The following is a 26,371-nucleotide window of genomic DNA, read 5'->3' on the forward strand; positions in this document are numbered from 1 at the left end:
TTTGCCTAACAGAGCTCGGCACGAATCACTTTTTGGCGATATTCCGTTGATGCTAAGATTTTTTATTTTTCAAAGCATCTGAAAAGAATGTTTTCCACCGAATGATTTATCATAAATGAAATGCAGTAAATTACAATTGCCGATATCAATAATGTGATAAGAAATATCCCGAATTTCTGAGCTATCTCATTGCAGATATCATTTTTCTCTTCTTCTGTCCTCTCGCTCAGTCTTAGACCGCCGTCAGACTTTGTAACTATATATATAACAAATACCACAGCAGCCACTATGAGCAGCAAAATAACAGTCATGCTCAATATAACTTTCATAGCTCCACTCCTTATCCTTTGTATCCCTGATGCGGTTTCTGTTCAGCTCAGATCATGCATATCCTCACAACAGGAATTGAACATATCACCCAATTCATTCAAAGCTTGTATAAAACCGATTATTCCAACAATAAGGACTATCAGCAGAATTATCAGTACGATCTTAAAGATACATATACCTTTATTATCTTTGCCGGGTTTCTTCTCAGAGGTATCTTTAAAAGCTAAAAATATCCATATACCGATTATCGCTAAAGTTACTGCTCCAACATAAATAATCTCCATATTTTCCCATCCTTATCCGTACTTATGACTTTCATGCATAGCATCAACAAATGGATCGAGCCACGCAAACATTCCTTCTCCCATCGCCTTTAAAAACGTATAAACTGTAAAGACTATCAAAGCAATGATGATTCCAATTATAATAAATGCTTTTATTGTACTTATTAATTCTTCTCTGACGCTGTACTTATCTTCATTTCCGATGCATTTATTATTCGCACCATTATCAGACAAAACAATAACTCCCAATACAGAAATAACTATGATCAGAACAAACAATACCATCTTATTCCCTCCTATCTTGAATTTAAGCCATATCAGTGCATTCTGCCTTCAAAGGGCATACACGAATTCAGGTCTGATATGAGGAACTTTCCTACTATGTAGTATATAAACACAGCACCTGCCAGAACAATTATAAAAAGCACGGCATTTTTCAGCCTTTCATGGTCAACATTCAGGCTTTCCAGAACAAATGCGACAGCTATAAACACCACAACTAACGCTATAGTGATCAAAAATGCAGCAAACATAAATATATCCTTTCCTTAACCTATTCTTCCGACACCCTCAGCTGTTTCGCAGCCAAGATCAAAACACTGACCAAACGCTTCAGCCATAGCACGAAGTGCCAGATATGTACCGCCCAAAGCCAAAGCAATACCTATCATGATTATTGCTCCCACCAATTTAGCTTTCTGAGTTTTATCATCGCTGTAATCAACAGCCAGACGTATTCCAAGTATCATTAAAATAATTGAAAAAAACAAGATCATATAAGAGCTCCTTTCACTTTGACCGAATTTTCCCGTCACAGGCAGAAATACCAGCCATGCACCAATGATAATTGCCGCTATGCCTATCAGGAATATCGCTCCTACCAATTCAGCCTTATTGGTTTTATCATTTGCGTAATCAGCAGCCAGCCATATTCCAATTATCATTAAAATTATCACAAATAATACTGTCATAAATAACTTCCTTTCTCATCAGCCAATTTTTCCGACACCGACAACGCAATCATCACAGGATTTAAGCCAGCCAAACACTATACATCCCAGTATCAGCAAAAGTATACCGCCAATTATCAGCTCTATAACGAGCTTTGCAGCGATCTCTCCTCCTGTTTTGCCTTTAACTTTCTCATTAAGCACAAAACTGACCACTGATGCTATACAAATAATCCCAACCGCTATTATATACAACATAATTTTTCTCCTTATCAACAACAAGTTCTCAAAACCGAGCCATGCGCAATACACTTTATCCACAGGTAAATTATACTAACACAAATTATCAGCGAAACAGCGAATATGACCTTTCCTTTGATCTTTCTCTTCGGCTCGTCAGAATACCATCCCCAGTCTATGCCCAATATGAGCATTATCATTCCACCTAAAAAGATCATTACCGTAAACATATCAATAATACTTTCCATATCTTTTCCTTTCTCACCTTAAACCATGCTCATATGAGCTCCCTGTGTGATAATAATATCATTTCGTCAATAATTCCACAAGATATCTTTTGTCACTATTTCAGTGACATTTGTCATTATCTATTGCAAAGGCACTTCGAAACATGATATAATGATAACGGTGATGATTATGCTTATGATATCTTTAACGAATACCGATAAAAAACAGCTCCACAGCTATGTTCACAAAATGCTGAGAGAAGCCATGAAGCTCAGGAACATAAACTATACCGAAGATACACCTGTAACAAAAAACAAAATGGGAAAGCCCTCCCTCACAGAGCGCCCCGACATTCATTACAATCTTTCCCACGCAGAGGGTATTGCAGCCTGTATCATATCCGACTATGAGTGCGGGATAGACTGCGAAAAGGTCAGGGACTTCCGTCCCAACGTCATAAAGCGTGTTTTTTCGGATAATGAGAAGAAAATGTTTGATAATACTCCCGAAAACGAAAAGAACCTGCTTTTCTTCAAGCTCTGGACTCTCAAGGAAGCCTATGTTAAGGCTGTCGGTATTGGTATATCCTACCCTATGGATACTGTTGAATTCAGCTTTTCAGGAACTGAGATAGTCTCAAATATTGAAAACTGCCGTTTCAGACAATATATCATCGGCGAAAACCGATTTGTAGTATCCGTATGCGAAATAATAAAACAAAATTAATGTCGAACCCTGTATTTTTGACAGGATTTCTGTGGAAAATGTTGCTTTCAAACTGTCTCAGATGTGCAAAATCCATAAAATAAAGAGTGAAATTCGGTCAAATCGGGAAAAATTCTCTTATCCCCTTGCATCGCCGCTGATTTTAGGTTATAATAATTATAAGCTTCTTGTTTGATCCATTCGCGTTTCACCAGAAGTATTCCACAAATCGGGAGGCTGATATTATGTTCGATAAAACCATGACATTCTCAGTTAATGAGGACAGGGAAGCAGAGCTGAAAAAAAATCTCACTATAATTTATGATGCTCTCACACAAAAGGGATATAACCCTGTCAATCAGATCGTAGGCTATATCCTCTCAGAGGATCCTACATATATCACAACATACAACAATGCAAGAAGCCTTATCCGTCACATCGACCGTGACGAGCTTTTACAGGTACTTGTAAGATCATATTTAAATGCATGATTTCAAGTGCATAAATTAGTTCAGGGACGACCATAGGTCGTCCCTGTCGTTTTATATGTACAAAACAGCGTATAGAACGCTGTCCTCGGCGGACGGATAAAATCCGCCCCTGCATGACAAAAAGGCGGATCACTGATCCGCCTTTTTTATTCTGATTTATCTTCTTTTTTATCGCCATAAGGTGAAAAACATATGTTAAGGTCAACTTTTCCTTCGATACCGGGGATATTTCCCGAATCCGAATACTGCCATATCTTGTAGTCATAGTAGTACGACGGCTTTTCACCGTATTCAGCCAGCCAGAAATCATAGTCCTTGACTCTCGGCAGATCGAGCTTGCGCATAGCTGTTGCCTTGTTCTGATATACCATAGGAGTATATCCCGAATCCTTTATTCTTTCACAGAACGAAACGCAGCAGTCTGCAAGAGCTTCTACGCTTACAGCATCTGTACGGGCAGCATCTCCAGAAACAAGCTCCCAGTCATATACTACAGGGTATGTGATATCATAGCCTGCAAGAGCATCTATGACCGCATCAGCCTCGTCAACAGCTTCTTCTGCCGTAGTTGCCTGCGAATAGAAATATGCTCCCACCTTTATACCCTGTGCAAGAGCTCCCTCGATATTGTTTCTGAACTGTTCATCATATGTAACGACTCCACCGCCGTAAGTACGGTAACCAACACGTATAACAGCAAATTCGATACCTGCCTGCTTTACCTGCTCCCAGTCGATCTCCCCCTGAAATTCCGAAACATCTATACCGTTTTCAGAGGTTACCTCGCCGTTGTCCGTATAATAAGCATAGCCGTTCCTCATAGTAATGTTATTTACATTGACGGTACTTGCAGGAACATCTGCATAAACAGGCACGAATACTTCACCGTATGAACCGTCATACATGAGTATCTTCTTGCCGTCAAGCTGGTAAAAAGTCTCTTCTTTCTCTATTACCGCTCTTCTGCGCACATCTGTTCCTTTAGAATTTGCAGGAACCGCATCGTCCTTGCCGCGTATGAACGCTATCCATATCAGCAAAACCGTAAGTATCAAAATTATAACAGCTTCAAGTATAGCGATACTTTTGAAGCGTATCCTTCTTCTGGGTTCTGACATTGTTTCCTCCATTTTTATGTTCTTTTTGTCTTTATGTATATAATATCACATTTTTCGCTATTTGTAAACATTATTTTTTGCTGTAAAAAATAACAGTTTCGTCATATAACGTTTTTTCACAAAGTTTTCAGCATATTCATGTTGACAAATCCGATTTTATAGTATAAAATCAAAACAGTTAAAAATACTTTCCATGTCAATAAGGAGGATATTATGGATTACACTTATAAGACAAATATGGTATGTTCACAGGAAATAAGCTTTCATATCGAAGGCAACGTTATAACAAATATTTCCTTCGTCGGAGGCTGCAACGGAAACCTCAAGGCTATCTCAAAAATACTCGATGGCTGGACCGTTGAACAGATAGAGGCTAAGGTAAAAGGCAACACCTGCGGCAGAAGACCTACTTCCTGTGCAGATCAGCTTTGCATTGCAGTCCGCGAGGCATATGAAAAGCTGAAAAATCAGTAAAAAATACGATAAGCTATAAGCTTCTCAGCATATGAGCTTATGATATATAATAATATCACTTAGAAAGATAAAAACGTAACAACAACGGGAGCCGAAATAGCTCCCGTTGTTTTATTTTTTGCTGTTAAGATAATCATTTATCCCCGAAAAAAGCGTAAAAGCCACCTTTGAACGGTACTCATCCGTATTCAGAAGCGCAGCCTCATCGGGATTGGACAAAAAACCGCATTCCGCCATAACTGTAGGATTATTGCTGTAATAGCAGAGGAAAAGCTCCTTTCCGCAAAGCTTTATCTCCCTTTCATTATCAGGCTGTAAAAACTCCCTGAACTTTCCTTGTATCGCACGTGCAAGTTCTTCACTGGTACTGTTGCTGCCTGAGTAAAACATCTGTGCGCCGCTGTATTTCGGGTCGGTGAACTGATTCTGATGTATTGATATACATACAGCATTATCGCTCTCGTTGAATATGGCAAGTCGGTTATCCATATCCGAGCTTTTCTGCGCCGCTATACCCTCTACTCCTTCGTCATGTATTGAGCGGTCGGTGTCTCTTGTAACTCTGACCTCAAATCCGTTTACTTCAAGCATATCCCTCAGTTTAAGCAATATATCAAGGTTTATCCCTTTCTCGGGTACTCCGTCGGCAGATGTGCACCCGCCATCTATGCCTCCGTGACCGGCGTCGATCACTATTATGGGCGACTCATTTTCCATATCTGTAAGCGAAACAGGTATTGCGCCGTTCTCTGCTCTTTCGGCTATGCGTGATGCTCCGTAAAGTGTAAATACCGCGCAGCCGCATAAAAGCGCTCCGCTTACTATCTTTCTGTGTACTTTTCTCATTTCAGGTTCTCCTTCCGCTTCTGCGATATTCAGTCACTGAATTATATGAGAAAAAAAGATATTATATGCAAAAGCTCCGACCATATGATCGGAGCTTTTTAATGTTAGTCTGATGAGATGATCTTATTTAATAGATAAAGCCGGATAAGCACATTTGCGCAAACACCGTCATTCACTATGGCAATAGTTTTCAGATATGCTGTGCGAGATAATCATAGGTATCTATAATATAATTCTCGATGGGATCAAGCTTCACAAGCAACATATCTCCTGACGTTTTAACACTTCTATTAGCAAAGTCAATAGCCTCAAAAAGCTTTTCCCTGTCAGAAAGATTTTCTTTAAGCACTTCCCTGCATACATCATTTTTACAGCTGATATGGTAGGACTTTCCCTGCACAAGCCGTCGCACTGATCCAATATATAGAGCAGATAATCACTGCCGTTATATGAAAAAGCAATTACATTTTTAGTGATAACAGCCTGTTTCAGTTCACTTACATTCATATTCGCCTTATATATCGGTAATTTTTACCTGTCTGACGTTTTTTATCTTTTTCAGTCTCCTTGAAAGGGCTTCATTGTCAAGCTCCTTATCCAGATCAACATCTGCGCTGAAATGAGACACTGCCGTTATGCCGTCCGAGGATACATTGGCTGTATGAGAGATTATGTTGCCGTTTACACGGCTCAATATTTTGGAAATCTCGCCCACGAGACCTATCCTGTCAATGGAAATAACTTCTACCTTTTTCATTTCACACCTCCGCAGATATACTGTATTTTTATGTTTATAATATATCATGATAAGCATATTTTGTCAATATGTTTTATATGTATTAGCTATTGACATTTTTGATTATACGATATATATTCATACTATATACACGGATTTAATGTAAATAAGTGAGATTAATAATGCTTAATCATTTTCCAAGGACACAGCATAAATACACGGAGCGCCGTGATATCCCGGGCAGCACAGCTTTTATGCCTGCTGTGGCAGGTCTGCTTACCGCAGGTGAAGCCGTAAAAGACCTGATCATGATTACATAATATATTATCCGCAGTAAAGCTATAAGTATTTCCTATCGCTTGCTATGACTTTTTGGGATTGGACAAAAGCTGAAATACAGGTTATAATATATACATACCCAACAGGAAAGGAGCTGTACAAATGGTAACGAATAAGTATCCCATACACCACATTTTCCGCTCAGTACTCATTTGTACAGAGCGAATGTGGAAAGCAGGACGATGTTGAACGTCTGACTGACTAATAAATACTCCTAAGAATTATTATACCATTAAAAATCCGCCCGAACTTCCATTAGGTTCGGGCGGAGCTTTGCTTATAGCTCTTTATAAACAAAAATTATAGCGGAAATACTTGCAAAAGTCATTTATTTATGTTATACTTAGTATATAGATAGGAATTGTAAACATAAAGGAGCGGATCAAAATGAGAGTATCATCAAAGGTCGAATGCGGTATTATTGCACTTGTAGATATAGCCGTAAATTCCAAAAACAATAATATAGTCAAACTGAACGCGGTGTCCAAGAGGAATAATATCTCGGCTAAATATCTTGAACAGATCATACCGCTTCTGAAACACGCAGAATTTCTGAAAAGCGTCAAGGGCTCAGGCGGCGGATATGTTCTTGCCCGTGACCCTGCTGATATAACTATCAACGAGATAGTAAACGCCCTTGACAGCAGTATCCTTGCGCCCTCGGAATTCAACGATCAGCTTGAACAAACAGCTATCGAGACAATATCCGAGTGCTTGTGGAAGCCTGTCAATGATTTTCTTCAGAAGTTCTCACAAAACCTGACATTGAAGGAGCTTGCAGACAGATTCACCGAGAAGCAGACAGCATCACTCGAACCTATGTATTATATATGAGCTTATTTGTCCCGAAGAAGTATTTAGCTTCCTCGGGACATTTTTATGCCTGCGTAAAAAATAAGCTCAGACCTGTGAGCCTGAGCTGTTCTTTATTATCAGTCGCTGAAAAGTGGTGTGGAGTAGTATCTGTCGCCGCTGTCGGGAAGAAGAGCAACTATTGTCTTGCCCTTGTTCTCCGGTCTCTTTGCAAGCTCTAAAGCTGCATAGTAAGCAGCGCCTGCTGAGATACCAACGAGTATGCCCTCCTGTTTTGCGATGAGCTTTGAGGTCTCGAATGAAGCCTCGTTTGAGACTGCGATTACCTCGTCATATACATCGGTATTGAGAGTCTTTGGAACGAAGCCTGCGCCGATACCCTGAATCTTGTGAGGACCTGCCGTACCCTTTGAAAGCACAGGAGAATCCTCAGGCTCAATTGCAACTACCTTAACGTTTGGATTCTGCGATTTGAGGTATTCGCCTGTACCTGTTACTGTACCGCCCGTACCTACGCCTGCAACGAAGATATCTACCTTTCCGTCAGTATCCTTCCATATCTCCGGACCTGTTGTAAGTCTGTGTATCTCAGGGTTTGCAGGGTTCTCGAACTGCTCGGGAACGAAGCTGTCGGGAGTTTCCTTTGCAAGCTCCTCAGCCTTTGCAATAGCGCCCTTCATGCCCTTTGAGCCTTCTGTGAGAACTATTTCGGCACCGTAAGCCTTGAGGATATTTCTTCTCTCAACGCTCATGGTCTCGGGCATTGTAAGGATTATCCTATAGCCCTTTGCAGCTGCGATAGATGCAAGACCGATACCTGTGTTGCCCGATGTGGGCTCGATGATAGTTGAACCCTTTTTAAGAACGCCCTTTTTCTCGGCGTCCTCGATCATAGCAAGAGCAATTCTGTCCTTGACGCTTCCTGCGGGATTGAAGTATTCAAGCTTTGCAAGTACAGTTGCATTAACCCCCTGTGACTTTTCAATGTTTGTGAACTCAACAAGTGGAGTATTACCTATAAGACCTGTTGCACCTTTATAAATTTTTGACATATTAATTTCCTCCTTCTGATAGTAAACTATAATTCCTATCTGTTAAGTATATTATATACCCTGACGCAGAAAAATGCAATATCTTTTTTAATCGTATTTATTTATTCTGAGCTATAGATTGAAACTATAGCCTAAATACATAAATGCACAGACCGTTGAGCCTGTGCATCGTTATCATTTATTAATATAGTCAAGTGCGGACACAACAGCGTTTGCACCGTCTGCTGCTGCGGTTATGACCTGACGGACTACCTTTGTACGCACATCTCCTGCGGCAAACAGTCCATCTGCCGAAGTAATGCAGTTCTCATCTGCAATGATATATCCTCTGTTGTCAAGGTCGGCTATGCCGCTGAGCAGAGAAGTATTCGGCAGCGATCCCACTGCAACAAACACTCCGTCCGTATTCATATTTTTTTCTGTGCCTTTCTGAGTATACTTAATGCCCGTAACTGACTCTGCTCCGATAATTTCAAGCGGAACTGATTCAGGAACAAACTGGATATTTTCTGTTTCCTCTGCCTTTTTTACAAGTGAAGCATTGGCTCTTAACTCGTTGCGGCGGTGTATGATATACACCTTTTCTGCCGTTTTTGAAAGATACAGAGCGTCACCCAGTGCGGTATCTCCGCCGCCGATGACAGCTACTGTTTTACCCTCGAAAAATGCTCCGTCGCATATGGCACAGTAGGAAACGCCTCTGCCTGAGAATTCTTCCTCGCCCGAAATACCAAGTTTTTTAGGTGAAGCACCAAGAGCATATATAACGGTCTTTGACTCAACATTATTGCCGTCAGACAGCAGTATTTTCCAGCCGCTGTCTGTACGGGACAGCTCCGTTACCTCGCCTTCGATAAATTCAGTACCTAAAGCTTCAGCGTGTTCGCGGAATTTCTCACCGAGAGAAAAGCCGCCGATGCCGAAGTAGCCGAGGTAGTTGTCCACCTGTTCGGTATAGACTATCTGCCCCGTGCCCATGTAATCCTTTTCGATAACGGCAAAGCTGAGTCCTGCGCGGCTGGCATATACAGCAGCAGACAGTCCCGCAGGACCGCTGCCGAGAATCATAACATCATACATAGCCTTAGTCCTGTACTATGACAAGCTCTTCCTTTTCAGCCTTGTCACCCTCGATATGGAATGAATTGAGAACAGGCTCATCGTCCATAAGTGAGAGTATCATATAGCTTGCGCTGCTGTCGTAGGCAAGTCTCTTGTCCTCATCGGAAGGACGTGAAGGCGAAACAGGGTGGGAATGCCAGTTGCCCAGCGGAGTAAGACCGTTGGCTCTCATATCCTTTACCGCAAAGAGCTGCTCCTTTGGATCAAGTGTGAAATGCTCCTCGGCATGATCGACATTTGTAAGGATATAGACCTTTTTCACTATCTTGTCATTGCCGTTCAGTTCTCCTGCGATCAGTCCGCAGGCTTCTATGGGAGCTTCACTTTGTGCGTGTGCAACTATTTTATCATAATCGCTTTTGCTGAGTTTTATCATAGACCAACACCGTCACATTCTGCCTGTTCATAGTCGATAAGCTCAGTTATTGTAGGATTATCTCCGCATACTGCACAGTTATGAGTATCGCTGGGAAGCTTTACCTTTCTGAACTGCATTTTAAGTGCATCATATGTGAGGAGATAGCCTGTGAGGAGTTCTCCCACACCGAGGATATACTTTATTGCTTCCATAGCCTGCAAGCTTCCGATAACACCGCCCATTGCGCCGATAACTCCTGCCTGCTTGCAGGTGGGTACAGCGTCCTTCGGGGGCGGTTCCTTGAATACGCAGCGGTAGCAGGGTCCCTGTCCCGGAACGTAGGTCATGAGCTGACCCTGAAAGCGGATTATACCTGCATGTGAAAAGGGCTTCTTAGCCATAACACAGGCATCGTTTATCAGGAATTTGGCAGGGAAATTGTCAGTGCCGTCGATGATGAAGTCGTAGTCCTTGATGATATCAAGGATATTCTCGCTGGTAATGAACTCATGGTAGGTTATGACCTTTACATCGGGGTTCATTGCCTCCATAGTTTCCTTTGCGGACTGTACCTTCGGCTTGCCTACGTCCTTTGTCTGGTGGATTATCTGTCTCTGGAGGTTGGAAAGGTCTACCTCGTCTGCGTCTGCGATGCCAATAGTACCGATACCTGCTGCTGCAAGATACATTGCAACAGGTGCACCGAGACCGCCTGCACCGATAACGAGCACCTTTGCGTTAAGGAGCTTCTTCTGCCCCTTTGCTCCTACCTCTTTGAGTATGATATGGCGCGAATAACGTTCTATCTGTTCGTTTGTGAATGCCATTACTGACCGCCTCCCATAAAGTATAAGAATTCTACTGTGTCACCGTCTTTCAGTACAGTTTCTTCAAACTGACCGTGGTCAACGAAATCATCGTTGACAGTGACAGTTACGTATTCGGGTGTCTCCACCTTTTCGTCAATTACCAGCTGTGCAACGGTAAGTCCGTCGGCAACTTCTTTTTTTATTCCTGCAACTGTGATCTTCATTTATATCTGCTCCTTTATAAGAGTTATTATCTCGTCTTTTTTTACCGCACCTCTTATGCGTGACACTTCCTCACCTTTATTAAATAGGATAAGCGTCGGAGCGGCTTGAATACTGTATTTTTCCACAAGTTCCTTCTCGAAGTTTGTATTTATTTTCACTATTTTTATCTTGTCTGCATACTCTTCTTCAAGCTGACTCAGTATGGGAGACATACGCTTGCATGGTATGCAGCTGTCAGAATAGAAATCAGCAAGTACGGGGAGCTCTGCTCCGAGCACCTCGCTGTCGAATTCGTCTTTGCTTATCCTTGCAGGCATATCAGTCACCGACCTTCTGCACGATAAGCTCAAATGTGCCGTCGCCGTTGTCTTTAAGGCTGAGCACCTTATGTCCCTCTTCCTTGATGCTCTTGGGGACGTTCTGTACGGGTTCGCCGTCGTTGAGTTTTATGGAGAGTATATCTCCGTCGTCAAGCTCTTCAAGAGCTATCTTTGCCTTAACAAATGTTATAGGGCAGTTTACATCAGTGATGTCGATCGAATCTGTAATATTGAACTCTGCCATGTGTATCCTCCTTTACAGGCTCTCTATTGCCTGTCTGAAATCTTCGATAAGATCGTCTATATCTTCTATTCCGACGCTTATGCGTATAGTATCGTCATATACTCCCGCACTTATACGCTGCTGTTCGGTATTATGAGTATATATTGTGCTTGCAGGGTGAATGACAAGGGTACGGACATCACCGATATTGGTGGCTACAGAAGCAAATTCAATACTGTCCATGAGCTTGAACGCCTTTTCCTTGCTGCCTGCTCTTATTGTTACTATTGCACCGCCCTTACCCGAAAGCTCTCTCTGCACAAGTTCATAATAAGGAGAGGACGGGAGTGCGGGATAGTTCACTTCTATATTGTCAATGGTCTCAAAAAACTCCGCAAGCTTAAGTGCGTTGTCGCAGCAGCGTTCCATGCGCAGACCGAGAGTTTCAATCCCGACTATATTCATATATGCATTGAATGGCGACAGACAGCCGCCTGTATTGCGCCATAAACCATTCCTCAGCTTTGACATGAAAGCAAAGGGACCGAATTTAAGATAGGGTACCATATTAGGGTATTTATCCTTGTCCCATTTGAACTTTCCGCCGTCAACGATTATGCCGCTTATGGAGTTTCCTCCGCCGTTGATATATTTCGACGAGGAATGAACTATTATATCAACACCGTGCTTCAGCGGATTGATTATGTATGGAGTTGCGGTCGTGCTGTCAACTATGAGAGGTATGCCTTTCTCTTTACAAGCCTTTGATACGCTGTCCAGATCGACTACATCAAGTTTGGGGTTGCCGATAAGTTCTGTAAATACAGCTTTTGTATTCTCATTTGCCGCAGCAGTAACACTGTCGTAGGTTATTGCTTCAAGGAAATGCGCTGTTATGCCGAAAGCTTTAAGGTCGTTGAAAAGGTCGATAGTTCCGCCGAAAAGTCCCGTGCTGACTATGACCTCGTCTCCTGATCGAAGTATATTGAGGAGCACCGCGGCTATTGCTGCCATTCCCGATGAACAGGCAACTGCTCCGATACCGCCTTCAAGCGCGGCTATACGGTTCTCAAAGGCACTTACGGTCGGATTTCCTACTCTTGTATAGGAAAAACCTGCTGCTTTATTGTTAAATACTTTTTCGAGCTGCTCTGCCGATTCACAGGCAAAAGCGCTTACCTGATAAAGCGGCGGCAGTGTCGCGCCCTTATCTTCGCCGTTGAACTTTGAGCTGTGCAGCAAAGATGTATTGAATTTCATTGTATCACCACTATTCGTGAAAAAATAGCTTACAGGACGATACAAAAATACCGTCCTGTAAATATATATCAGGTTTACGCAAGTGTTCTTATGCCCTGTACAAGTCTGTCAATATCATTGAATGAATTGTAGAGTGCAAGTGTTGGGCGTACAGTGCCTTCGAGTCCGAAATGGCGGAGTATAGGCTGTGCACAGTGATGACCTGTGCGGACTGCTATGCCCAGTTCGTTGAGACGCTGACCGACTGCTTCGTTGTCCACGCCGTCAAGAACGAATGAAAGTACGCTTGCCTTGTTTGTTGCTGTGCCGATGAGATGCAGACCGTTTATCTTCTGCATTTCCTTCATAGCATATACCAGAAGCTCATGCTCGTGGCGGTTGACCTCTGTCATACCGATAGAGTTGAGATATTCAAGAGCTGCACCGAGACCGACTGCGTCTGCAATGCTTCCTGTACCTGCCTCAAACTTGTTCGGAGCGGGATTGTAGATAGTACGCTCGAAAGTAACGTCCTTTATCATATTTCCGCCGCCGTGATAAGGTCTTGCAGCTTCGAGAACATCTGATTTGCCGTATACTGCGCCGATGCCTGTAGGTCCGAATATCTTGTGTCCCGAGAACACGAAGAAATCAGTATCAAGAGCTGTTACATTAACAGGAATATGAGCTACGGACTGAGCTCCGTCTATGAGTATGCGCACTCCGTGAGCGTGTGCTATAGCCACAAGCTCCTCGATAGGAGTTACAGTGCCGAGAGCATTTGAAACGTGAGTTGCGGATACGAATTTAGTCCTTCTTGTGAACAGCTTTTCGTACTCTGATATGATAAGCTGACCGCTCTTGTCAACAGGAACTACCTTGATGACTGCTCCTGTTTCCTCGCAGATGAGCTGCCACGGAACTATATTAGCATGATGCTCAAGCATAGTGAGGATTATTTCGTCACCGGGCTGCAAAAGAGGCTTAACATAAGCATTTGCTACAAGATTTATAGCCTCTGTCGTACCTCTTACGAAAACGATGTTGTCCTTTGAGGGAGCACCGAGGAAGTCAGCTGTTATCTGCCTTGCATTTTCGTATGCGTCGGTAGAACGTGCAGCAAGCTCGTGAGCACCTCTGTGAACGTTTGAGTTCTCGTGTGTATAGTAGTAGCTGATCCTGTCGATGACCTGCTGCGGACGCTGTGTTGTTGCGCCGTTGTCAAGCCATACAAGGTCGTGACCGTTTATCTTTTCGCTGAGTATTGGGAAATCGTTTCTTATCTGAGCGAGAGTCTTTGTACCAACGATTATCCGGCTGTCGGACTTTACTGTGGGAACAGCGGGTGCAGCAGCTGACTGCTGAGTATTCTTTGGAACGTAGCTGTCAGCCTGTCCCTGTGAAAGCACAACAGGTGCATATCCGCCTGATGTGGGCTGTTCCTGAGGAGCTGTATATGTATCGAAAGTGCTGTACTGCTGTGCAGCTCCGACTACAGGTGAAGCGCCGTAGCTGTCTGCTGCCTGCTCGTACTTCGATACACTACCGTAGCCGCCGTTATACTCATTGGCTATCTGCTCGAACTCGGAAACGCTGCCGTAGCCGCTGAAAGCCTGCTCTGCTGATGAAGCGTAGTTCGTACCGCCGCCGTATGATGCTGCTTTGTTGAAAGCATCGTTTATAACGGAAGTATCGCCGCTTGTTGCAAGTGCCTCTATGCCTCCTGCACAGCGCTCTGCATCAAAGTCCGGAAACAGTGAATTTGCAAGGCTTTCAAGCTCTGACTCAGATGGTATTCCGTAATTAGTCGTAGTCATAGTATTCACCTACCTCGACATCCTCGAGAACAGCGATAGCGTCGTCTGAGAGAATAGCTGCCGAGCAGTAGAGTGAAAGCAGATAAGAAGCAACGCCCTTATCGTCGATTCCTCTGAAACGAACTGAAAGTCCTCTTGACTGTTCATTCTTGAGATTGCGCTGGAAAAGACCGATTACGCCTCTCTTAGCCTCACCTGTACGAACGAGAAGGATATTTGTCTTGCCGCTCTTGCTCTTTGGATTCTTGAGACCGTCAACGAGGAGCTTGTCTGTAGGAATGATCGGGATACCTCTCCATACGATGAATGTGCCGCCTGCGATGTTTGTTGTAACGGGCGGTACGCCTCTCTTTGTACATTCTCTCTCGAATGCTGCGATAGCTCTTGGGTGAGCAAGAAAGAATGAAGGCTCTTTCCATACCTTTGTGATGAGCTCGTCGAGGTCATCAGGTGTAGGTGCGCCGTTTCTTGTCTGGATACGCTGTGAGTCAGGAACGTTCTTGAGGAGACCGTAGTCATCGTTGTTGATGAGCTGACTCTCCTGACGCTCACGAAGGCTCTCGATAGCAAGGTCGAGCTGTTCCTTTACCTGATCGTATGGTGAACCGTATACATCAGCAACTGCTGTGTTTACGTTGATGATAGTTGAGATCGAAGCGAGCTGGAGCTCTCTTGGGTTTTCCTCATACTCAACATAGCCCTGAGGGATTATGTCAGACTTCTTCTCAACGCTGCAAAGAACGTCAAGCGGTGTTTCTCCCTCTTTTACCTTATTTATTCTGTAAATACCTGAGTCAAGTCCCTTGAATTCAAGTACCTTTGTGATCCACTTTGGAGTAAGCGCACCGTACTGAGGTCTTGTTTTGTTTACGTCGGCAAGGTTATATGCAGCCTTTTTGCCAAGTGCAACTATGGTGTCATTTTTTGTTTCTTTAGACATAATGTCTACCTCCAATTATAATATATATTTTACAGACAGATTTAGTAGGCTTTAGTATGGCGTAATACATGGATATTGCTCCCATGTATATATATTTTTCAAAGCTTTTTCTGCCTAATAATCAATAGATTGGGAAATCCTTGTCAACTTCCCTTGCCCATGCATTCGTACCGCCTTTGAGGTTATAAAGCGGACCTGTGTATCCTGCCTCGCGGAGAGTGTTCACGGCAAGTATGCTTCTCTTGCCCTCCTTGCAGACAAATACAGTATCAACGGAAGTGTCGAATTCGTTCTGTCTTCTTTCAAGCTGTCCTATGGGGATCGCCTTAGCTTCCGGGAATTTTGCGATAGCTCTTTCGTGAGGCTCGCGGACATCAATTATGGTTATCTTCTCGCCCTCGTCAATGCGGCGTTTGAGCTCCTTGGGCTCGATGCCCTCCACCTCTGCTTCTTCCTCTTTCTGCTGAGTAAGCCCGCAGAAGTCCTCGTAATCGAAATCCTCTATCTCGGTAATAGTTTTCTTCTTGCCGCAGATAGGGCAGTTGTCGTTCTTATGTATTTTCAGCTCACGCCATTTGAGGTTCCAAGCGTCAAAGGTGACAACTCTGCAGATGAGGTTCTTGCCTCCGCCTACGATAAGCTTTATGACCTCGTTAGCCTGCAAAGTGCCTATAACACCCGGGAGAACTCCTACAACGCCGCCCATTGCACACGACGGAACAAGTCCTGCCGGAGGAGGTGCGGGATACATACATCTGTAGCATGGACCTTCCTTTGCATAGTAGACCGAGACCTGTCCCTCGAACTGGTACATAGCTCCGAAAACATCGGGCTTGCCTAAAAGTACACAGGTGTCGTTCACAAGATATCGGGTGGGATAATTGTCGGAAGCATCCGCAACAACATCGTACTCGGAAATTATGTCCTCAGCATTTTCGGCTGTAAGGCGCGTATTGTATGTCTCGACCTTTACCAGCGGATTTATCTGTTTGATACTGTCCTTTGCGGAAGCTACCTTGGGTCTGCCGATATCTCTTGTGCCGTGTATGACCTGACGCTGGAGATTTGATTCCTCAACCTCGTCATTGTCGATGATACCAATAGTGCCAACACCTGCTGCCGCAAGATACTGTGCAAGCGGAGTACCGAGACCGCCTGCTCCTACGATGAGTACCTTTGCGGCTTTAAGCCTTTTCTGCCCCTTTACGCCTATCTCCTGCAAGAGAAGGTGCCTGCTGTAGCGTGTTATCTCGTCATTGGTTAGCTTTTCTCCCTTTCTGTCGCCTATAACGCTCTCAATGCCCGAACCTCCTGCGATAGCGGGGATAAGTATCACCTCGTCACCGTCCTTGACCTCTGTGTCGAAGTCTTTGAGGTCTCTGATATTTTCATCGTTTACAAATACATTTATGAAGGATCTGAGCTGTCCCTCCTCGTCAAACAGTGCTTTTTTAGTTTCAGGGTATTCCTCAGAAAGAAGAGTGAGTACCTCGCCTACTGTTTTGCCTTCAAGCTCTATTTCTGATCTGTGCTCGGTAAAGAGCCTCAGAGTTGTGGGAATAACAACTGTAACTGCCATTTTTTGTCCTCCTTTAAACGGCTTTATGTCATCGGTTATAGACTATAATTTATATATTTCATATATAATTACTATGGTTTTAATGTACAACATCAATGTATGTATTATAGCACAATGTCACAAAAAATACAATAGTTTTTCCTGACAAATAATTTAGTATCAGTTATAGTTGTTTTCTATAGCATACACTTTCCGAGGTCAGATTATATAGAACCAGCTATCGTCCTCCTCTATTTCTACGCGTTCAACAGGCTTTGAAGCATCGTAATTGTACCTGAGCTCCTGATTTTTTACGCTTACCTTTGCACCGTCAGGAACCGAACGTGTGATGAAAGCATTACCGCCGATAACAACGTCCTTGCCGATGACAGTATCTCCGCCGAGTATGGAAGCTCCCGAATAGATCGTAACATTGTCCTCGATCGTTGGGTGACGCTTTTTGCTTTTCAGCGCCTGACCGCCCCTTGTAGAAAGAGCTCCGAGAGTAACTCCCTGATATATCTTGACATTATCGCCTATTATCGTTGTCTCGCCTATAACGATACCCGTTCCGTGGTCGATAAAGAAATACTTACCTATGGTAGCACCGGGGTGAATGTCAATACCCGTCTCACTGTGAGCATACTCTGTCATCATACGTGGAATTATTGGCACTCCAAGAGTATAAAGCTCATGCGCTATCCTGTTGATAAGGATAGCAAAAAGTCCGGGATAGGAATATATTATCTCGTCCTTGCTGTAAGCGGCAGGATCTCCGTCATAAGCCGCCTGAACATCGGTCTCTATGTATTCCCTTATCTTACGGAGACGCTTCGTAAAATCGAGAGTTATTTGTCTGGCTTTTTCAACTATGTCTTCATCATTTCTTCGCTCACCTCCAAGAACAATTGTTATCTGCTTGGTAAGCTTGAACATAACGTCCTCAATAAGCATAGACAGGTTATTCCTGAGTGTATAGACTTTTGTTGAGCCGTTTTTGAAATATCCCGGAAAAATGACCTTCCTCAGGCTTGAAAGAATATCTATTATCACATCTTTATCGGGGTGATTGAATATCCTTGCTTTGTCCGTCTTTTTTTCTATATTATAATCATCTATAAGATCGTTTACAATACTGTTTATATTGTCTTCAAATGTACTCATTTTTATTTGCTCCTTTCTGCAATCAAATCATATCAATATTATAGGTGTTAAAGTGATAAAAGTCAATATTTCGTTGTATATCGTTTTTTTATCGTCGGTTATAGAAAAGATCAATAAGATTTTTTCAAAATTATCATAATAAAAGAACTTGACAAATAAGAAGAAATATGATATCATATGAATAGATGCTCATATATTCAATCGTATGCTGGATATATACATAGTGAAAATGATACCGTAAAAAAATATGTAAATTAACGGAGGGATAAACATGATCAAGAAAAGCTTTTGGGATAAGATAGCAGGGGTGTATGATCTCTTTGAAAGAGCATACAATCGTAAATGCTACGATAGCACTGGCGAAAGAGTTGCACAGGAGATCGGCGGTAGAGATGTTGTACTTGAATGTGCATGCGGAACAGGTTCTATAAGCAAGCCTGTTGCAAAAAAATGCAGAAAACTCTTTGCTACGGATATGTCTGTAAATATGATGAAACGTGCAAGAGAAAACTGCTCCGAATGCAGGAATATCACTTTTAAAAAGGCAAATATAATGTCGATCAATGCTAAGGACGATACTTTCGATAAAGTTGTCGCCGGCAATGTGATACATCTTCTTGATGAACCGTACAAAGCTGTGGACGAATTGCTAAGAGTATGCAAAAAAGGAGGAAAAGTCATTATACCAACGTATATCAGTATGGGTAAACAGTCAAGTGAGTTTTTGATAAAGCTGTTTGATTTTGCAGGCGCACATTTCACGAAGCAATTTGATTACAAGAGTTATATGGCGTTCTTTATTAAAGGCGGATACAATGTGACCTTTGATATAGTTGAAGGAAAAATGCCATGTGCAATAGCAATAATAAAAAAATAACGGCAGCGTTAAGCTGCCGTTTGTTTTTCTCATTTATTCCCTGTTCTTTTTTCAGTCAGGAGCTTTTTTACAGTATTCTGTGGATCCTTTATAAGGAGATATACCATCCATACTGTAAAAGCCAGTGCAACTACCGATATACCGAGGAAAGCATCGTTGAGCATATCCTTTGCGGCAGGCTCAAAATACTCGGCACCTACCTCAAGATACTCAACAACTGCGTCAACGAGCCACATGAGTGATGCTCCCCAGAACATATAAAGCAGGATACCGACTTTAAGTTCTCTTGCCTTTGAGCTTGTATACCAGATAACCGTGGAGATCACAGCTGCAATTATAGTGATAAGTAATGTCATGCTTCCGCACATGCTTTCTTTTTTTCGTTTTTCTGAACCGCAGTGATCTTATCCGCAGCTACTGCCGCTACCGCCCATACAGCGGTAACAAGTATCGCCATAGCCGAACCAGATGTAGCCATTTCGTGAAGCATAGCCGCAGTATCCGCAGGATCGTTTGCCGCAGTCAGAAACGGGAAGAACGGAGTTATCTCACCATGCCATAAGTGCTCGAAAGCAAGAAGTCCCGAGCCGCCCCAGAGCATACCGTTGAGCCATTTAAGCTTCTCGGAAAAGCGAAGTTTAGTCTCGCTGCCATTACTGTCCTTTTTTTCTTCATTCTTCTTTACAACTTTCTGAATAACAGTAGTTACCACTGCTTCTGTGGCAGGTACTATAAAACAAGCCATTTTTATTCCTCCTTATTTATCCCAGCCAAGTGCTTTTCTCTTGGCTTTCATATCAGCAACTATCTTTTCACCCAGTTTAACGGGATCAGTATCAACATTCATTGAAGAACCGAGAGTTTCAAGAGTGCCGTATTTCAAAAACTCAATAACATTCTTAGAGCCGTATATCTGAGCCTCTACGCAGTGGTAGGAGCTTATGCCGTTAAGTCTGAAACCAAGAGCTGCGTCTATGCCCTTTTCATTGCCCCATTCGGGGGAAGAAAATGCAAAGGGCATTTCATACATCTTATGTCCCAATGCTCCTGCAACGCCTGCGAAGATTCCGGATGAACGGGTATTGTCGATACATTCGCCAACGTGCCATACTGGCGGCAGATCCGGTTCAAGGAACTCTCTCAGGCTGTCTCCTGCCTTTTCCTTGCCTGATACTGCACAATAGCCCAGCTTCATAAGCGGGAACGAAGCACAGCCGTTGGAGATTATCAGAACATTGTTTTTCAGCAGAACATCTGCTACATCAACAATGCACTTTTCGTAAAGCACCTTTGGATTGTTGCAGCCTACCATATTTACGATACCCAGTATCCTGCCGTCCTTTATTGCCTCGGCAAGAGGCTTCATGCTTCCGAAGCGCTTGTGTATGTATTCTACCGAGAAGCCTACCTCTGCTTCCACCTCATAAGGCGGTATGTAAACAGGTATGCCCTTTCTTGCTTCAAAGCTCTCGATAGCACGACGGACTATCTTTTCGGCAAGTGCCTTTGTCTCGTCAATATTTGAATGGTGATGATCGTACTCATAACGCTCAGCACCCGGAAGTCTTGCGGATTCGCTGGTAGTCACAACCGTAGTTTTGAAGCAGTGAGCGACCTCCATGATCGACGGGAATACGTCCTGAACATCTGCTACCCATAAATCAAGAGCGCCTGTTCCGAGAATAAGCTCGGCAGATACGGCATTTGAAAGGGGGATTACTCCTGCATAGCGGTACATTGCAGAAAGTCCCGAACAGCATATACCGTAAAATCTTATGCCCTTTGCACCCTTTGATTTTGCAAGCTCTATCAGGTCTTCCCTCTTGCCTGCTTCAACTATCTGGCTTACAAGCAGAGGCAGATGTCCGTGTACTGCTATATTTACATAGCCCTTTTCAAGTGCGCCGATATTTACCTTTGAAGTAACTCTGTCACCTACGCCGAAAAGGCTGTCTGTAGCTATTGAAGCTCCCACAACTCCCGAGAATGTAAATGCAAGTCCGCATCTCAGGAACTGCTGCATTACCGACTTCCAGTCGCCGTCTGTAGCACACCCTGATTTGTGATATGCTTCAAATACCTCGTGATATGCACTTATAGGGAGTATATCAAGGTCTTTCCATACCTGCTGTCTTTCGGGAACAGCACAGGCGGAAATAGTTTTGTACTCATCGGGAACTGTCCGCGAAAGATCTTCAAGAAGTGCATCTGCAAGGTCCTTTGCAACGTTTTTCAGCTGACGGTTCTTCTGCTTTATGCCGAATGCTTCAGCAGTGGCGCGTATCTTCTGCTCGCCGAGGATAGGCACATCGAGCTTGCCCTCAGCTGCCCATTTCAGTGCCAGCATTACCTCTCTTGCATGCATTCCGTGCTGTGCAGCACCTGCCGCAGCGGAACGAAGAAGATTTCTTGCAACTATGAGGTCAGCGTCCGCACCACAGACTCCCTTCGGAGACTTTGCCGTAACACGGCATGGTCCCATATTGCATATCTTGCAACAGACGCCTGCAAGTCCGAAGTTGCACTGTGGCTTCTGCTGATCGAAGCGGTCAAAAGCGGTATCTATGCCAAGCTGTTCCATACGCAGAAGCATTTCCCTTACAGCAGGATCGGGTGTCTGTTCGATAACGTCCTGCTTTGTGGGGAATGTCTTTCTGTATTCGGATACCGCATTCATATAATCCTTTATGAATGCCTGCGGATCGTCCTGTTCACCCTCACCGTGGCTTGCTTTCAGTATAACTGTAGGTATACCGTGCTCATCAAAGCCTATGATATTTCTGTGTGAATGGATATGTGCAGGTGAATGTTCATGGTGTGCATGATCGTGATCGTGTTTATGCTCATGGTCATGACAGTGATCGTGGTCTTTTTTGCTCATTGTATCATCTCCCAAACGATATTATACTAATTATATCACATTACTATGAATTTTTCAATACATATCAAAAGAACCTGTGCTGAAACAGGTCCTTTGATTTGAGTATCAGATATAATACTCGATATATTCGTCCGATTTCAGGTTGAAAAGCTCGAATATCTTGTCACGGACATATAGAAAATTCTCGCTTGTTCTGTCGCGGTGATCGCCGAGCGGTACTTTTACCACGCTCTTTATCCTGCCCGGATCAGCCATCATTACAACTATCCTGTCAGCTAAGAATACCGCTTCTTCAATATCATGTGTAACGAATATTATGGTCTTTTTCTCCTCACGGGATATTCTGAGAATATCCTCCTGCAATTTCATACGTGTGATAGCATCGAGAGCACCGAAGGGTTCGTCCATGAAGATGATATCGGGGGCTACGGCAAGTCCTCTTGCAATAGCCACTCTCTGCTGCTGACCGCCCGAAAGCTGCTTGGGATAACGCTTTTCATAGCCGCTGAGCCCCACAAGCTCAAGATATTTTTTTGCTGCTGCCGCACGTTCCGACTTAGGGACTTTTTTGGATTCAAGTCCAAGCTCAACGTTTTTCTGGACGTTTCTCCATGGGAGAAGTCCGTAATTCTGGAATATTGTGATATTGTTTATTGACGGAGCAGTTACTTCCCTGCCGTCTATCTTAACACTTCCGCTGTTTACCTTTTCAAAGCCTGCAAGGGCATTGAGCAGCGTACTCTTTCCGCAGCCCGAGGGACCGAGCAGGCATATGAACTCGCCTTTTTCAATGTCAAGGGAAACATGGTCGAGGGCAGTGAATTCTTTTCCGTCCTGAACATAATTCTTGCAGGCGTCTTTTATTTCTATATACATTACTCAGCACCTCCCCATGATCTCATTATGGCTTTTTCTATAAATTTAAGGATACTGTCAAGAAGTATTCCGATAACACCTATGACGAGTATAGTTGCAAGCAGGATATCCGCACGGATATTGTTTCTTGCGTCGATTATCTGATAACCAAGTCCCGACTGTGCGCCGACCATCTCGCCTGCTACAAGGAAGATCCAAGCTGTACCAAGAGCAAGGTGTACGCCGTTTGCGATCTGCGGGAATGCCGCTGGGAATATCACTTTCCATGTGAGAGCCGGCTGTTTTATGCCAAAATTCTTTGATACTTTCAGATATATGGGATCAATATTTCCAACTGCCGAAACTGTGGAAAGCAGCACAGGGAAAAATGCTGCAATAAAGATTATAACTATAGCCGGCACATCACCGATGCCGAACAAAAGAACGATAAAGGGCATCCATGCTGTAGGTGAAATAGGTCTTAACAGCTGCAATGCAGGATTGACATACTGAAACACCTTTGGTATCCTGCCGAGTATAAGTCCGAGAACAACGGCTGATACAACGGATATTGAATATCCCACTACAAAACGGTACATACTTGTTTTGATATTTTCAAACAGTTTGCCGTTTTCTATCATTTCAAGCAATGCGTCAAATGCCATCTTCGGTGATGGGAACAATGCTTTATTGTAGCTGCTCACAGAAAACAGTATCTGCCATATAAGTATCAGTATTGCGATCGAGACCACAACATTTTTAAGTGAAAGTATCTTTTTCATAGGTATCACGCCTTATCAGAAATCATTTTTTACGAATTCGGAATAGGTCGGCGGATTGTCCGACAGACCGTATTCCTTTACTTTTTCAGCAAGAGTATTGTACTCTTCCTCTGTTATATCAAGATCATTGTAGGATATCCACTGCAATGAGATATCAAGCACTTCATCGCTCTGGCTGAAATACTTCTTTGCAGTTTCCTTCGCCTTTGCTTTATCCAGTGAGTTTCCTGCTTTCTTGTAGCTCTCAACAAATGACTTTGCATCAGCTGTGCGCTCATCAATGAATTTATCCGTGAGGACAAGTCCGCAGCATAATGAGTTTTCCCAGAGCTCCTCAGATGTGAAAAGTACCTTTCCTACACCGAGAGATACGCCCATTGCGCCGAATGGTTCAGCTACGCAGTAGCCGTCTATCTGACCGCTTGCAAGTGCTGAAGGCATCTCAGTCGGTGCCAGTTCTGTGACCTTGACATCATCTATCGTTAGTCCGGCAGTTGCAAGTGCGTCGTTGAGCAGAATATTATGTGAGGACTGTCTGTGTGGGATAGCAAATGTCTTTCCTTTAAGATCAGCAGCTGTTCCGATATCATTTGAAACAACGATAACGTTTCCGTCGTGATGTCCGAGAGCTACGGCTTTTATGCCTATGCCCTCCTGCTTTGACTTCATTGCAAGCTCGATAAGCACTGAAGCGCCATCAACTCTGTTGGAATTGAGAGCATCAAGAAGTTCATTCCATGAACCATACTTGACAAGCTCTACCTTTAAGCCCGACTGCTTTTCAAGCTCTTCTGCCTCTTCAAGCACAGCCAGTGAATGTGTGATAGGCAGATATGCTATTTTAACGCTGTTTGCGCTGCTTTCGTCCTTTTTGCCGCATGATGCTGCTGATAAAGCAAGAGTAACTGCAAGTGCAGATGTGATAATTCTTTTTTTCATAGTAAATATCCTTCCTTTCATAAAAAAACGGAGAATCAAAGATCCTCCGATACGTACTGTTTTTCATAGTGCATGACAAATCTATGATACAGTATGTTCGGAGCGCTGCATCATGCACATCATATTCAGTTCAAAGTGGCCTTTAATAATATAAAGCATATACAGTTCCTCCAATCAGATAATTCATATCGTTTTAGTATGATGTTATTTTACAGCATTTTAAGCCATTTGTCAATAAGTAATTTCAAAAAAGTCCAACTTCGGATCATTATACACAACCTGTTAGGTTATCGCCAAAAGGTTTGTGTATATTCACGATTATATCTATATGTTTACTATGTTTCTATAGGCAGAACCTATAACAAATTCTAACCGTCATTTATATGAGATGTATTCCGCTTCTGTGATATTCAGTCACTGAATTACGAAAAAAGCAGTATGATGATCTCATACTGCTTTTTCTTTTTAAATATTTCTCTTAAAAACTGATCTCACCCAAGAGATATTTCTGTATATGAAGTGCATCATTTACAGTAAGTCCGTCACCGTCAACATCTGCATTCTTAACGCCTGCTGCGGTTATATGCTCGGCAGCTGTTCCCTCTGTGCCGTACTTATTTGGATTGGATAATGCCTGCATAATAAGCACTGCGTCCGACATATCTACATTGCCGTCACAATTTGCATCGCCATTGCCTTTAACCTTTGCAGCAGGAGCAGAGTCTCTGACAAGACGCATCATGCCGCCATTGCCAATGTAAAGCTCATCAGCTCTTTCGGGCAGATAAGTAGCTGTATATTTCTGGGAAGAACCGTTATAAAATCTGAGTACAGTTAAAAGTGTTCCGCCTATAGTTTCATCACCAAGATAAACTGTGCCTGTCTCTGTAACACCGTTATTATATGTGAACTTATATGTGCCGTCTGCATTTATTTCCACATTGCCCTTATCGCTTGCAGAAACATCAACAGTACAGTTGACGTTTGCCTCCTGATACTTCCAGCTTCCAACGAAATCAGACATTTTTGCTTCGGCTGCTTCCTTGCGAACTATACGTGAAAACCAGTTGTTTCCGTAATAGATAGTGTCGGGATCATTGCTGTGATAATAGCCTCCGAATATTCTCTCCTGACCTTCATATAAGCTTATGCACTGGAAAGGTGTACCGCCGATAGTTTCAATGCTGAATTCAACCTTTCCTGACGATGTTAATCCGTCATTGCCTGTAAAACTGAATGTTCCGTCTTTGTTTATAGTGAATGTTCCGTAATCTGTAGGACTAATATTTACATTGAGGTTTGTATCAGATATCTGATATTTCCACTGACCTGCGAGATGTTCAATGTCTGTTGTCTCAGGTGAAGCTTCCGATACTATGGAAGTCTGTGCAGCGTCTGCTGCATAAGCAGGGATTGCAGGAACTGCTGAAAACATAATGCCAAGGGCAGCTATAAAAGTAACAAGATTTTTCATTTTTTATTCTCCTCCGAAATTTTTTTCATAAAGTTTATGAGATCGATCTTTCATAAACAATATTCGGAGCAAGAATAACAAGTGTTACACGTTTTCAAAAATTTTTCTGAAATATTTTTCAGAGGGCACAAAATGCAGTTTCAGATGTATATATATAAGTTCACAAATATGCAAAAGCTCCG

35 protein-coding genes and 1 pseudogene are annotated in these 26,371 nt (G+C 43.1%); 6 read left to right on the forward strand and 30 right to left on the reverse strand.

Annotation, left to right across the window (positions count from 1 at the left end; all coding sequences use genetic code 11):
* Positions 1–62: 62 nt before the first annotated feature.
* The 7 genes from L870_RS0102475 to L870_RS0102505 are packed head-to-tail and all read right to left on the reverse strand — an operon-like array spanning position 63 to position 2,052.
* Positions 63–329 carry a hypothetical protein gene (locus L870_RS0102475; RefSeq protein ID WP_028516784.1) on the reverse strand — a complete coding sequence of 89 codons (267 nt, stop codon included), beginning with the start codon at positions 327–329 and terminating at the stop codon, positions 63–65.
* A gap of 42 nt (positions 330–371) precedes the next feature.
* Positions 372–614 (reverse strand): hypothetical protein, encoded by a 243-nt coding sequence (locus L870_RS0102480; protein WP_028516785.1) that lies wholly within the window; start codon positions 612–614, stop codon positions 372–374.
* 12 nt (positions 615–626) lie between these two features.
* Complete coding sequence (locus L870_RS0102485; RefSeq protein ID WP_028516786.1) at positions 627–899, reverse strand: hypothetical protein; 273 nt, start codon at positions 897–899, stop codon at positions 627–629.
* Between the two features lie 32 nt (positions 900–931).
* Positions 932–1,147, reverse strand: a complete 216-nt coding sequence (locus L870_RS0102490) for a hypothetical protein (protein ID WP_028516787.1) — start codon at positions 1,145–1,147, stop codon at positions 932–934.
* 15 nt (positions 1,148–1,162) lie between these two features.
* Positions 1,163–1,585 carry a hypothetical protein gene (locus tag L870_RS0102495; RefSeq protein ID WP_028516788.1) on the reverse strand — a complete coding sequence of 141 codons (423 nt, stop codon included), beginning with the start codon at positions 1,583–1,585 and terminating at the stop codon, positions 1,163–1,165.
* 18 nt (positions 1,586–1,603) lie between these two features.
* Positions 1,604–1,822: a hypothetical protein gene (locus L870_RS0102500; protein WP_028516789.1), complete on the reverse strand. Its 219-nt coding sequence runs from the start codon at positions 1,820–1,822 to the stop codon at positions 1,604–1,606.
* A 14-nt stretch (positions 1,823–1,836) separates the two neighbouring features.
* Positions 1,837–2,052, reverse strand: a complete 216-nt coding sequence (locus L870_RS0102505) for a hypothetical protein (protein WP_028516790.1) — start codon at positions 2,050–2,052, stop codon at positions 1,837–1,839.
* Between the two features lie 169 nt (positions 2,053–2,221).
* On the opposite strand from L870_RS0102505, the gene L870_RS0102510 reads away from it, so the two are divergent.
* Positions 2,222–2,758: a 4'-phosphopantetheinyl transferase family protein gene (locus L870_RS0102510; protein ID WP_028516791.1), complete on the forward strand. Its 537-nt coding sequence runs from the start codon at positions 2,222–2,224 to the stop codon at positions 2,756–2,758.
* Positions 2,759–2,982: 224 nt separating this feature from the next.
* Entirely contained in the window at positions 2,983–3,228 is a 246-nt protein-coding gene (locus L870_RS0102515) for an IreB family regulatory phosphoprotein (RefSeq protein ID WP_028516792.1), read from the forward strand.
* Between the two features lie 146 nt (positions 3,229–3,374).
* On the opposite strand, the gene L870_RS16370 is transcribed toward L870_RS0102515, so the two are convergent.
* Positions 3,375–4,346, reverse strand: coding sequence for a glycoside hydrolase family 25 protein (locus tag L870_RS16370; protein ID WP_037270960.1), 972 nt, complete (start codon positions 4,344–4,346; stop codon positions 3,375–3,377).
* Between the two features lie 213 nt (positions 4,347–4,559).
* On the opposite strand from L870_RS16370, the gene L870_RS0102525 reads away from it, so the two are divergent.
* Positions 4,560–4,820: a TIGR03905 family TSCPD domain-containing protein gene (locus L870_RS0102525; RefSeq protein ID WP_028516793.1), complete on the forward strand. Its 261-nt coding sequence runs from the start codon at positions 4,560–4,562 to the stop codon at positions 4,818–4,820.
* 111 nt (positions 4,821–4,931) lie between these two features.
* On the opposite strand, the gene L870_RS0102530 is transcribed toward L870_RS0102525, so the two are convergent.
* The 3 genes from L870_RS0102530 to L870_RS0102540 all read right to left on the reverse strand — a co-directional run bounded on the left by L870_RS0102530 (position 4,932) and on the right by L870_RS0102540 (position 6,423).
* Positions 4,932–5,666, reverse strand: coding sequence for an N-acetylmuramoyl-L-alanine amidase (locus L870_RS0102530; RefSeq protein ID WP_028516794.1), 735 nt, complete (start codon positions 5,664–5,666; stop codon positions 4,932–4,934).
* A gap of 190 nt (positions 5,667–5,856) precedes the next feature.
* Positions 5,857–6,066 carry a hypothetical protein gene (locus L870_RS19175; RefSeq protein WP_028516795.1) on the reverse strand — a complete coding sequence of 70 codons (210 nt, stop codon included), beginning with the start codon at positions 6,064–6,066 and terminating at the stop codon, positions 5,857–5,859.
* 114 nt (positions 6,067–6,180) lie between these two features.
* Positions 6,181–6,423: an ACT domain-containing protein gene (locus L870_RS0102540; RefSeq protein WP_028516796.1), complete on the reverse strand. Its 243-nt coding sequence runs from the start codon at positions 6,421–6,423 to the stop codon at positions 6,181–6,183.
* Positions 6,424–6,599: 176 nt separating this feature from the next.
* On the opposite strand from L870_RS0102540, the pseudogene L870_RS19180 reads away from it, so the two are divergent.
* Positions 6,600–6,722 (forward strand): annotated as a pseudogene (locus L870_RS19180) (tRNA threonylcarbamoyladenosine dehydratase); the annotation flags it as partial.
* Between the two features lie 406 nt (positions 6,723–7,128).
* Positions 7,129–7,575, forward strand: coding sequence for an RrF2 family transcriptional regulator (locus L870_RS0102550; protein ID WP_028516797.1), 447 nt, complete (start codon positions 7,129–7,131; stop codon positions 7,573–7,575).
* Between the two features lie 98 nt (positions 7,576–7,673).
* Here L870_RS0102550 and cysK read toward each other — a convergent pair whose 3' ends face one another.
* The 12 genes from cysK to epsC all read right to left on the reverse strand — a co-directional run bounded on the left by cysK (position 7,674) and on the right by epsC (position 18,381).
* A complete protein-coding gene (gene cysK / locus L870_RS0102555) occupies positions 7,674–8,606 on the reverse strand; it encodes a cysteine synthase A (protein ID WP_028516798.1) in 933 nt (310 codons plus the stop codon).
* 174 nt (positions 8,607–8,780) lie between these two features.
* Positions 8,781–9,686, reverse strand: coding sequence for an NAD(P)/FAD-dependent oxidoreductase (locus L870_RS0102560; RefSeq protein ID WP_028516799.1), 906 nt, complete (start codon positions 9,684–9,686; stop codon positions 8,781–8,783).
* A gap of 4 nt (positions 9,687–9,690) precedes the next feature.
* Positions 9,691–10,104 carry a M67 family metallopeptidase gene (locus L870_RS0102565; protein ID WP_028516800.1) on the reverse strand — a complete coding sequence of 138 codons (414 nt, stop codon included), beginning with the start codon at positions 10,102–10,104 and terminating at the stop codon, positions 9,691–9,693.
* Entirely contained in the window at positions 10,101–10,913 is an 813-nt protein-coding gene (locus L870_RS0102570; RefSeq protein WP_028516801.1) for a HesA/MoeB/ThiF family protein, read from the reverse strand. The genes L870_RS0102565 and L870_RS0102570 overlap by 4 nt, the downstream gene beginning before the upstream one ends.
* A complete protein-coding gene (gene thiS, locus L870_RS19680; protein WP_028516802.1) occupies positions 10,913–11,119 on the reverse strand; it encodes a sulfur carrier protein ThiS in 207 nt (68 codons plus the stop codon). Before thiS ends, L870_RS0102570 begins: the two co-directional genes overlap by 1 nt.
* On the reverse strand, positions 11,120–11,437 hold the full coding sequence (locus tag L870_RS19685) for a thioredoxin family protein (protein ID WP_028516803.1): 318 nt from the start codon (positions 11,435–11,437) through the stop codon (positions 11,120–11,122).
* A gap of 1 nt (position 11,438) precedes the next feature.
* A complete protein-coding gene (locus tag L870_RS0102585) occupies positions 11,439–11,684 on the reverse strand; it encodes a sulfurtransferase TusA family protein (RefSeq protein ID WP_028516804.1) in 246 nt (81 codons plus the stop codon).
* A gap of 12 nt (positions 11,685–11,696) precedes the next feature.
* Positions 11,697–12,923: an O-acetylhomoserine aminocarboxypropyltransferase/cysteine synthase family protein gene (locus L870_RS0102590; protein ID WP_028516805.1), complete on the reverse strand. Its 1,227-nt coding sequence runs from the start codon at positions 12,921–12,923 to the stop codon at positions 11,697–11,699.
* A gap of 74 nt (positions 12,924–12,997) precedes the next feature.
* Positions 12,998–14,719 (reverse strand): cysteine desulfurase, encoded by a 1,722-nt coding sequence (locus L870_RS0102595; RefSeq protein WP_028516806.1) that lies wholly within the window; start codon positions 14,717–14,719, stop codon positions 12,998–13,000.
* Positions 14,706–15,659: a family 2A encapsulin nanocompartment shell protein gene (locus L870_RS0102600; protein WP_028516807.1), complete on the reverse strand. Its 954-nt coding sequence runs from the start codon at positions 15,657–15,659 to the stop codon at positions 14,706–14,708. The genes L870_RS0102595 and L870_RS0102600 overlap by 14 nt, the downstream gene beginning before the upstream one ends.
* Positions 15,660–15,780: 121 nt before the next feature.
* Positions 15,781–17,238, reverse strand: a complete 1,458-nt coding sequence (locus tag L870_RS0102605; protein ID WP_080676324.1) for a ubiquitin-like small modifier protein 1 — start codon at positions 17,236–17,238, stop codon at positions 15,781–15,783.
* A gap of 198 nt (positions 17,239–17,436) precedes the next feature.
* On the reverse strand, positions 17,437–18,381 hold the full coding sequence (gene epsC, locus L870_RS0102610; RefSeq protein ID WP_028516809.1) for a serine O-acetyltransferase EpsC: 945 nt from the start codon (positions 18,379–18,381) through the stop codon (positions 17,437–17,439).
* Positions 18,382–18,652: 271 nt separating this feature from the next.
* Between epsC and L870_RS0102615 the strand changes: the two genes are divergently transcribed.
* Positions 18,653–19,258 carry a class I SAM-dependent methyltransferase gene (locus L870_RS0102615; protein WP_037270964.1) on the forward strand — a complete coding sequence of 202 codons (606 nt, stop codon included), beginning with the start codon at positions 18,653–18,655 and terminating at the stop codon, positions 19,256–19,258.
* A gap of 29 nt (positions 19,259–19,287) precedes the next feature.
* Here the strand turns inward: L870_RS0102615 and L870_RS0102620 are convergent, their stop codons facing one another.
* The 7 genes from L870_RS0102620 to L870_RS20180 all read right to left on the reverse strand — a co-directional run bounded on the left by L870_RS0102620 (position 19,288) and on the right by L870_RS20180 (position 26,189).
* The gene (locus L870_RS0102620; protein ID WP_028516811.1) at positions 19,288–19,614 is read right to left on the reverse strand and encodes a hypothetical protein; all 327 of its coding nucleotides are present in this window, start codon (positions 19,612–19,614) and stop codon (positions 19,288–19,290) included.
* Complete coding sequence (locus L870_RS0102625; protein WP_028516812.1) at positions 19,611–20,003, reverse strand: hypothetical protein; 393 nt, start codon at positions 20,001–20,003, stop codon at positions 19,611–19,613. Before L870_RS0102625 ends, L870_RS0102620 begins: the two co-directional genes overlap by 4 nt.
* A 12-nt stretch (positions 20,004–20,015) precedes the next feature.
* Positions 20,016–22,139, reverse strand: a complete 2,124-nt coding sequence (cooS, locus tag L870_RS0102630) for an anaerobic carbon-monoxide dehydrogenase catalytic subunit (RefSeq protein WP_028516813.1) — start codon at positions 22,137–22,139, stop codon at positions 20,016–20,018.
* Between the two features lie 105 nt (positions 22,140–22,244).
* Entirely contained in the window at positions 22,245–23,015 is a 771-nt protein-coding gene (locus L870_RS0102635; RefSeq protein WP_028516814.1) for an ABC transporter ATP-binding protein, read from the reverse strand.
* Positions 23,015–23,776 (reverse strand): ABC transporter permease, encoded by a 762-nt coding sequence (locus tag L870_RS0102640; RefSeq protein WP_028516815.1) that lies wholly within the window; start codon positions 23,774–23,776, stop codon positions 23,015–23,017. Before L870_RS0102640 ends, L870_RS0102635 begins: the two co-directional genes overlap by 1 nt.
* Positions 23,777–23,791: 15 nt before the next feature.
* Positions 23,792–24,715 carry an ABC transporter substrate-binding protein gene (locus L870_RS0102645; protein ID WP_028516816.1) on the reverse strand — a complete coding sequence of 308 codons (924 nt, stop codon included), beginning with the start codon at positions 24,713–24,715 and terminating at the stop codon, positions 23,792–23,794.
* Positions 24,716–25,193: 478 nt separating this feature from the next.
* Complete coding sequence (locus tag L870_RS20180) at positions 25,194–26,189, reverse strand: dockerin type I repeat-containing protein (protein ID WP_028516817.1); 996 nt, start codon at positions 26,187–26,189, stop codon at positions 25,194–25,196.
* Positions 26,190–26,371 lie beyond the last annotated feature (182 nt).

Origin of the sequence: Ruminococcus flavefaciens ATCC 19208 (assembly GCF_000518765.1) — a bacterium.
In the GTDB taxonomy this organism is placed as follows: domain Bacteria; phylum Bacillota; class Clostridia; order Oscillospirales; family Ruminococcaceae; genus Ruminococcus; species Ruminococcus flavefaciens.

What these genes read in the sequence shown, in the direction of transcription:
- cysK (WP_028516798.1), bottom strand. Translation starts at nt 8,606, where the DNA reads ATGTCAAAAATTTATAAAGGTGCAACAGGTCTTATAGGTAATACTCCA.
- L870_RS0102605 (WP_080676324.1), bottom strand. Translation starts at nt 17,238, where the DNA reads ATGGCAGTTACAGTTGTTATTCCCACAACTCTGAGGCTCTTTACCGAG.
- L870_RS0102620 (WP_028516811.1), bottom strand. Translation starts at nt 19,614, where the DNA reads ATGACATTACTTATCACTATAATTGCAGCTGTGATCTCCACGGTTATC.
- L870_RS0102635 (WP_028516814.1), bottom strand. Translation starts at nt 23,015, where the DNA reads ATGTATATAGAAATAAAAGACGCCTGCAAGAATTATGTTCAGGACGGA.
- L870_RS0102525 (WP_028516793.1), top strand. Translation starts at nt 4,560, where the DNA reads ATGGATTACACTTATAAGACAAATATGGTATGTTCACAGGAAATAAGC.
- L870_RS0102530 (WP_028516794.1), bottom strand. Translation starts at nt 5,666, where the DNA reads ATGAGAAAAGTACACAGAAAGATAGTAAGCGGAGCGCTTTTATGCGGC.
- L870_RS0102475 (WP_028516784.1), bottom strand. Translation starts at nt 329, where the DNA reads ATGAAAGTTATATTGAGCATGACTGTTATTTTGCTGCTCATAGTGGCT.
- thiS (WP_028516802.1), bottom strand. Translation starts at nt 11,119, where the DNA reads ATGAAGATCACAGTTGCAGGAATAAAAAAAGAAGTTGCCGACGGACTT.
- L870_RS0102500 (WP_028516789.1), bottom strand. Translation starts at nt 1,822, where the DNA reads ATGTTGTATATAATAGCGGTTGGGATTATTTGTATAGCATCAGTGGTC.
- L870_RS0102505 (WP_028516790.1), bottom strand. Translation starts at nt 2,052, where the DNA reads ATGGAAAGTATTATTGATATGTTTACGGTAATGATCTTTTTAGGTGGA.
- L870_RS0102550 (WP_028516797.1), top strand. Translation starts at nt 7,129, where the DNA reads ATGAGAGTATCATCAAAGGTCGAATGCGGTATTATTGCACTTGTAGAT.
- L870_RS0102600 (WP_028516807.1), bottom strand. Translation starts at nt 15,659, where the DNA reads ATGTCTAAAGAAACAAAAAATGACACCATAGTTGCACTTGGCAAAAAG.
- L870_RS0102565 (WP_028516800.1), bottom strand. Translation starts at nt 10,104, where the DNA reads ATGATAAAACTCAGCAAAAGCGATTATGATAAAATAGTTGCACACGCA.
- L870_RS0102640 (WP_028516815.1), bottom strand. Translation starts at nt 23,776, where the DNA reads ATGAAAAAGATACTTTCACTTAAAAATGTTGTGGTCTCGATCGCAATA.
- epsC (WP_028516809.1), bottom strand. Translation starts at nt 18,381, where the DNA reads ATGAGTACATTTGAAGACAATATAAACAGTATTGTAAACGATCTTATA.
- L870_RS0102510 (WP_028516791.1), top strand. Translation starts at nt 2,222, where the DNA reads ATGCTTATGATATCTTTAACGAATACCGATAAAAAACAGCTCCACAGC.
- L870_RS0102615 (WP_037270964.1), top strand. Translation starts at nt 18,653, where the DNA reads ATGATCAAGAAAAGCTTTTGGGATAAGATAGCAGGGGTGTATGATCTC.
- L870_RS0102645 (WP_028516816.1), bottom strand. Translation starts at nt 24,715, where the DNA reads ATGAAAAAAAGAATTATCACATCTGCACTTGCAGTTACTCTTGCTTTA.
- L870_RS0102540 (WP_028516796.1), bottom strand. Translation starts at nt 6,423, where the DNA reads ATGAAAAAGGTAGAAGTTATTTCCATTGACAGGATAGGTCTCGTGGGC.
- L870_RS19685 (WP_028516803.1), bottom strand. Translation starts at nt 11,437, where the DNA reads ATGCCTGCAAGGATAAGCAAAGACGAATTCGACAGCGAGGTGCTCGGA.
- L870_RS0102625 (WP_028516812.1), bottom strand. Translation starts at nt 20,003, where the DNA reads ATGGCTTGTTTTATAGTACCTGCCACAGAAGCAGTGGTAACTACTGTT.
- L870_RS0102560 (WP_028516799.1), bottom strand. Translation starts at nt 9,686, where the DNA reads ATGTATGATGTTATGATTCTCGGCAGCGGTCCTGCGGGACTGTCTGCT.
- L870_RS20180 (WP_028516817.1), bottom strand. Translation starts at nt 26,189, where the DNA reads ATGAAAAATCTTGTTACTTTTATAGCTGCCCTTGGCATTATGTTTTCA.
- L870_RS0102585 (WP_028516804.1), bottom strand. Translation starts at nt 11,684, where the DNA reads ATGGCAGAGTTCAATATTACAGATTCGATCGACATCACTGATGTAAAC.
- L870_RS16370 (WP_037270960.1), bottom strand. Translation starts at nt 4,346, where the DNA reads ATGTCAGAACCCAGAAGAAGGATACGCTTCAAAAGTATCGCTATACTT.
- L870_RS0102570 (WP_028516801.1), bottom strand. Translation starts at nt 10,913, where the DNA reads ATGGCATTCACAAACGAACAGATAGAACGTTATTCGCGCCATATCATA.
- L870_RS0102515 (WP_028516792.1), top strand. Translation starts at nt 2,983, where the DNA reads ATGTTCGATAAAACCATGACATTCTCAGTTAATGAGGACAGGGAAGCA.
- L870_RS0102490 (WP_028516787.1), bottom strand. Translation starts at nt 1,147, where the DNA reads ATGTTTGCTGCATTTTTGATCACTATAGCGTTAGTTGTGGTGTTTATA.
- L870_RS0102485 (WP_028516786.1), bottom strand. Translation starts at nt 899, where the DNA reads ATGGTATTGTTTGTTCTGATCATAGTTATTTCTGTATTGGGAGTTATT.
- L870_RS0102590 (WP_028516805.1), bottom strand. Translation starts at nt 12,923, where the DNA reads ATGAAATTCAATACATCTTTGCTGCACAGCTCAAAGTTCAACGGCGAA.
- L870_RS0102480 (WP_028516785.1), bottom strand. Translation starts at nt 614, where the DNA reads ATGGAGATTATTTATGTTGGAGCAGTAACTTTAGCGATAATCGGTATA.
- cooS (WP_028516813.1), bottom strand. Translation starts at nt 22,139, where the DNA reads ATGAGCAAAAAAGACCACGATCACTGTCATGACCATGAGCATAAACAC.
- L870_RS0102595 (WP_028516806.1), bottom strand. Translation starts at nt 14,719, where the DNA reads ATGACTACGACTAATTACGGAATACCATCTGAGTCAGAGCTTGAAAGC.
- L870_RS0102495 (WP_028516788.1), bottom strand. Translation starts at nt 1,585, where the DNA reads ATGACAGTATTATTTGTGATAATTTTAATGATAATTGGAATATGGCTG.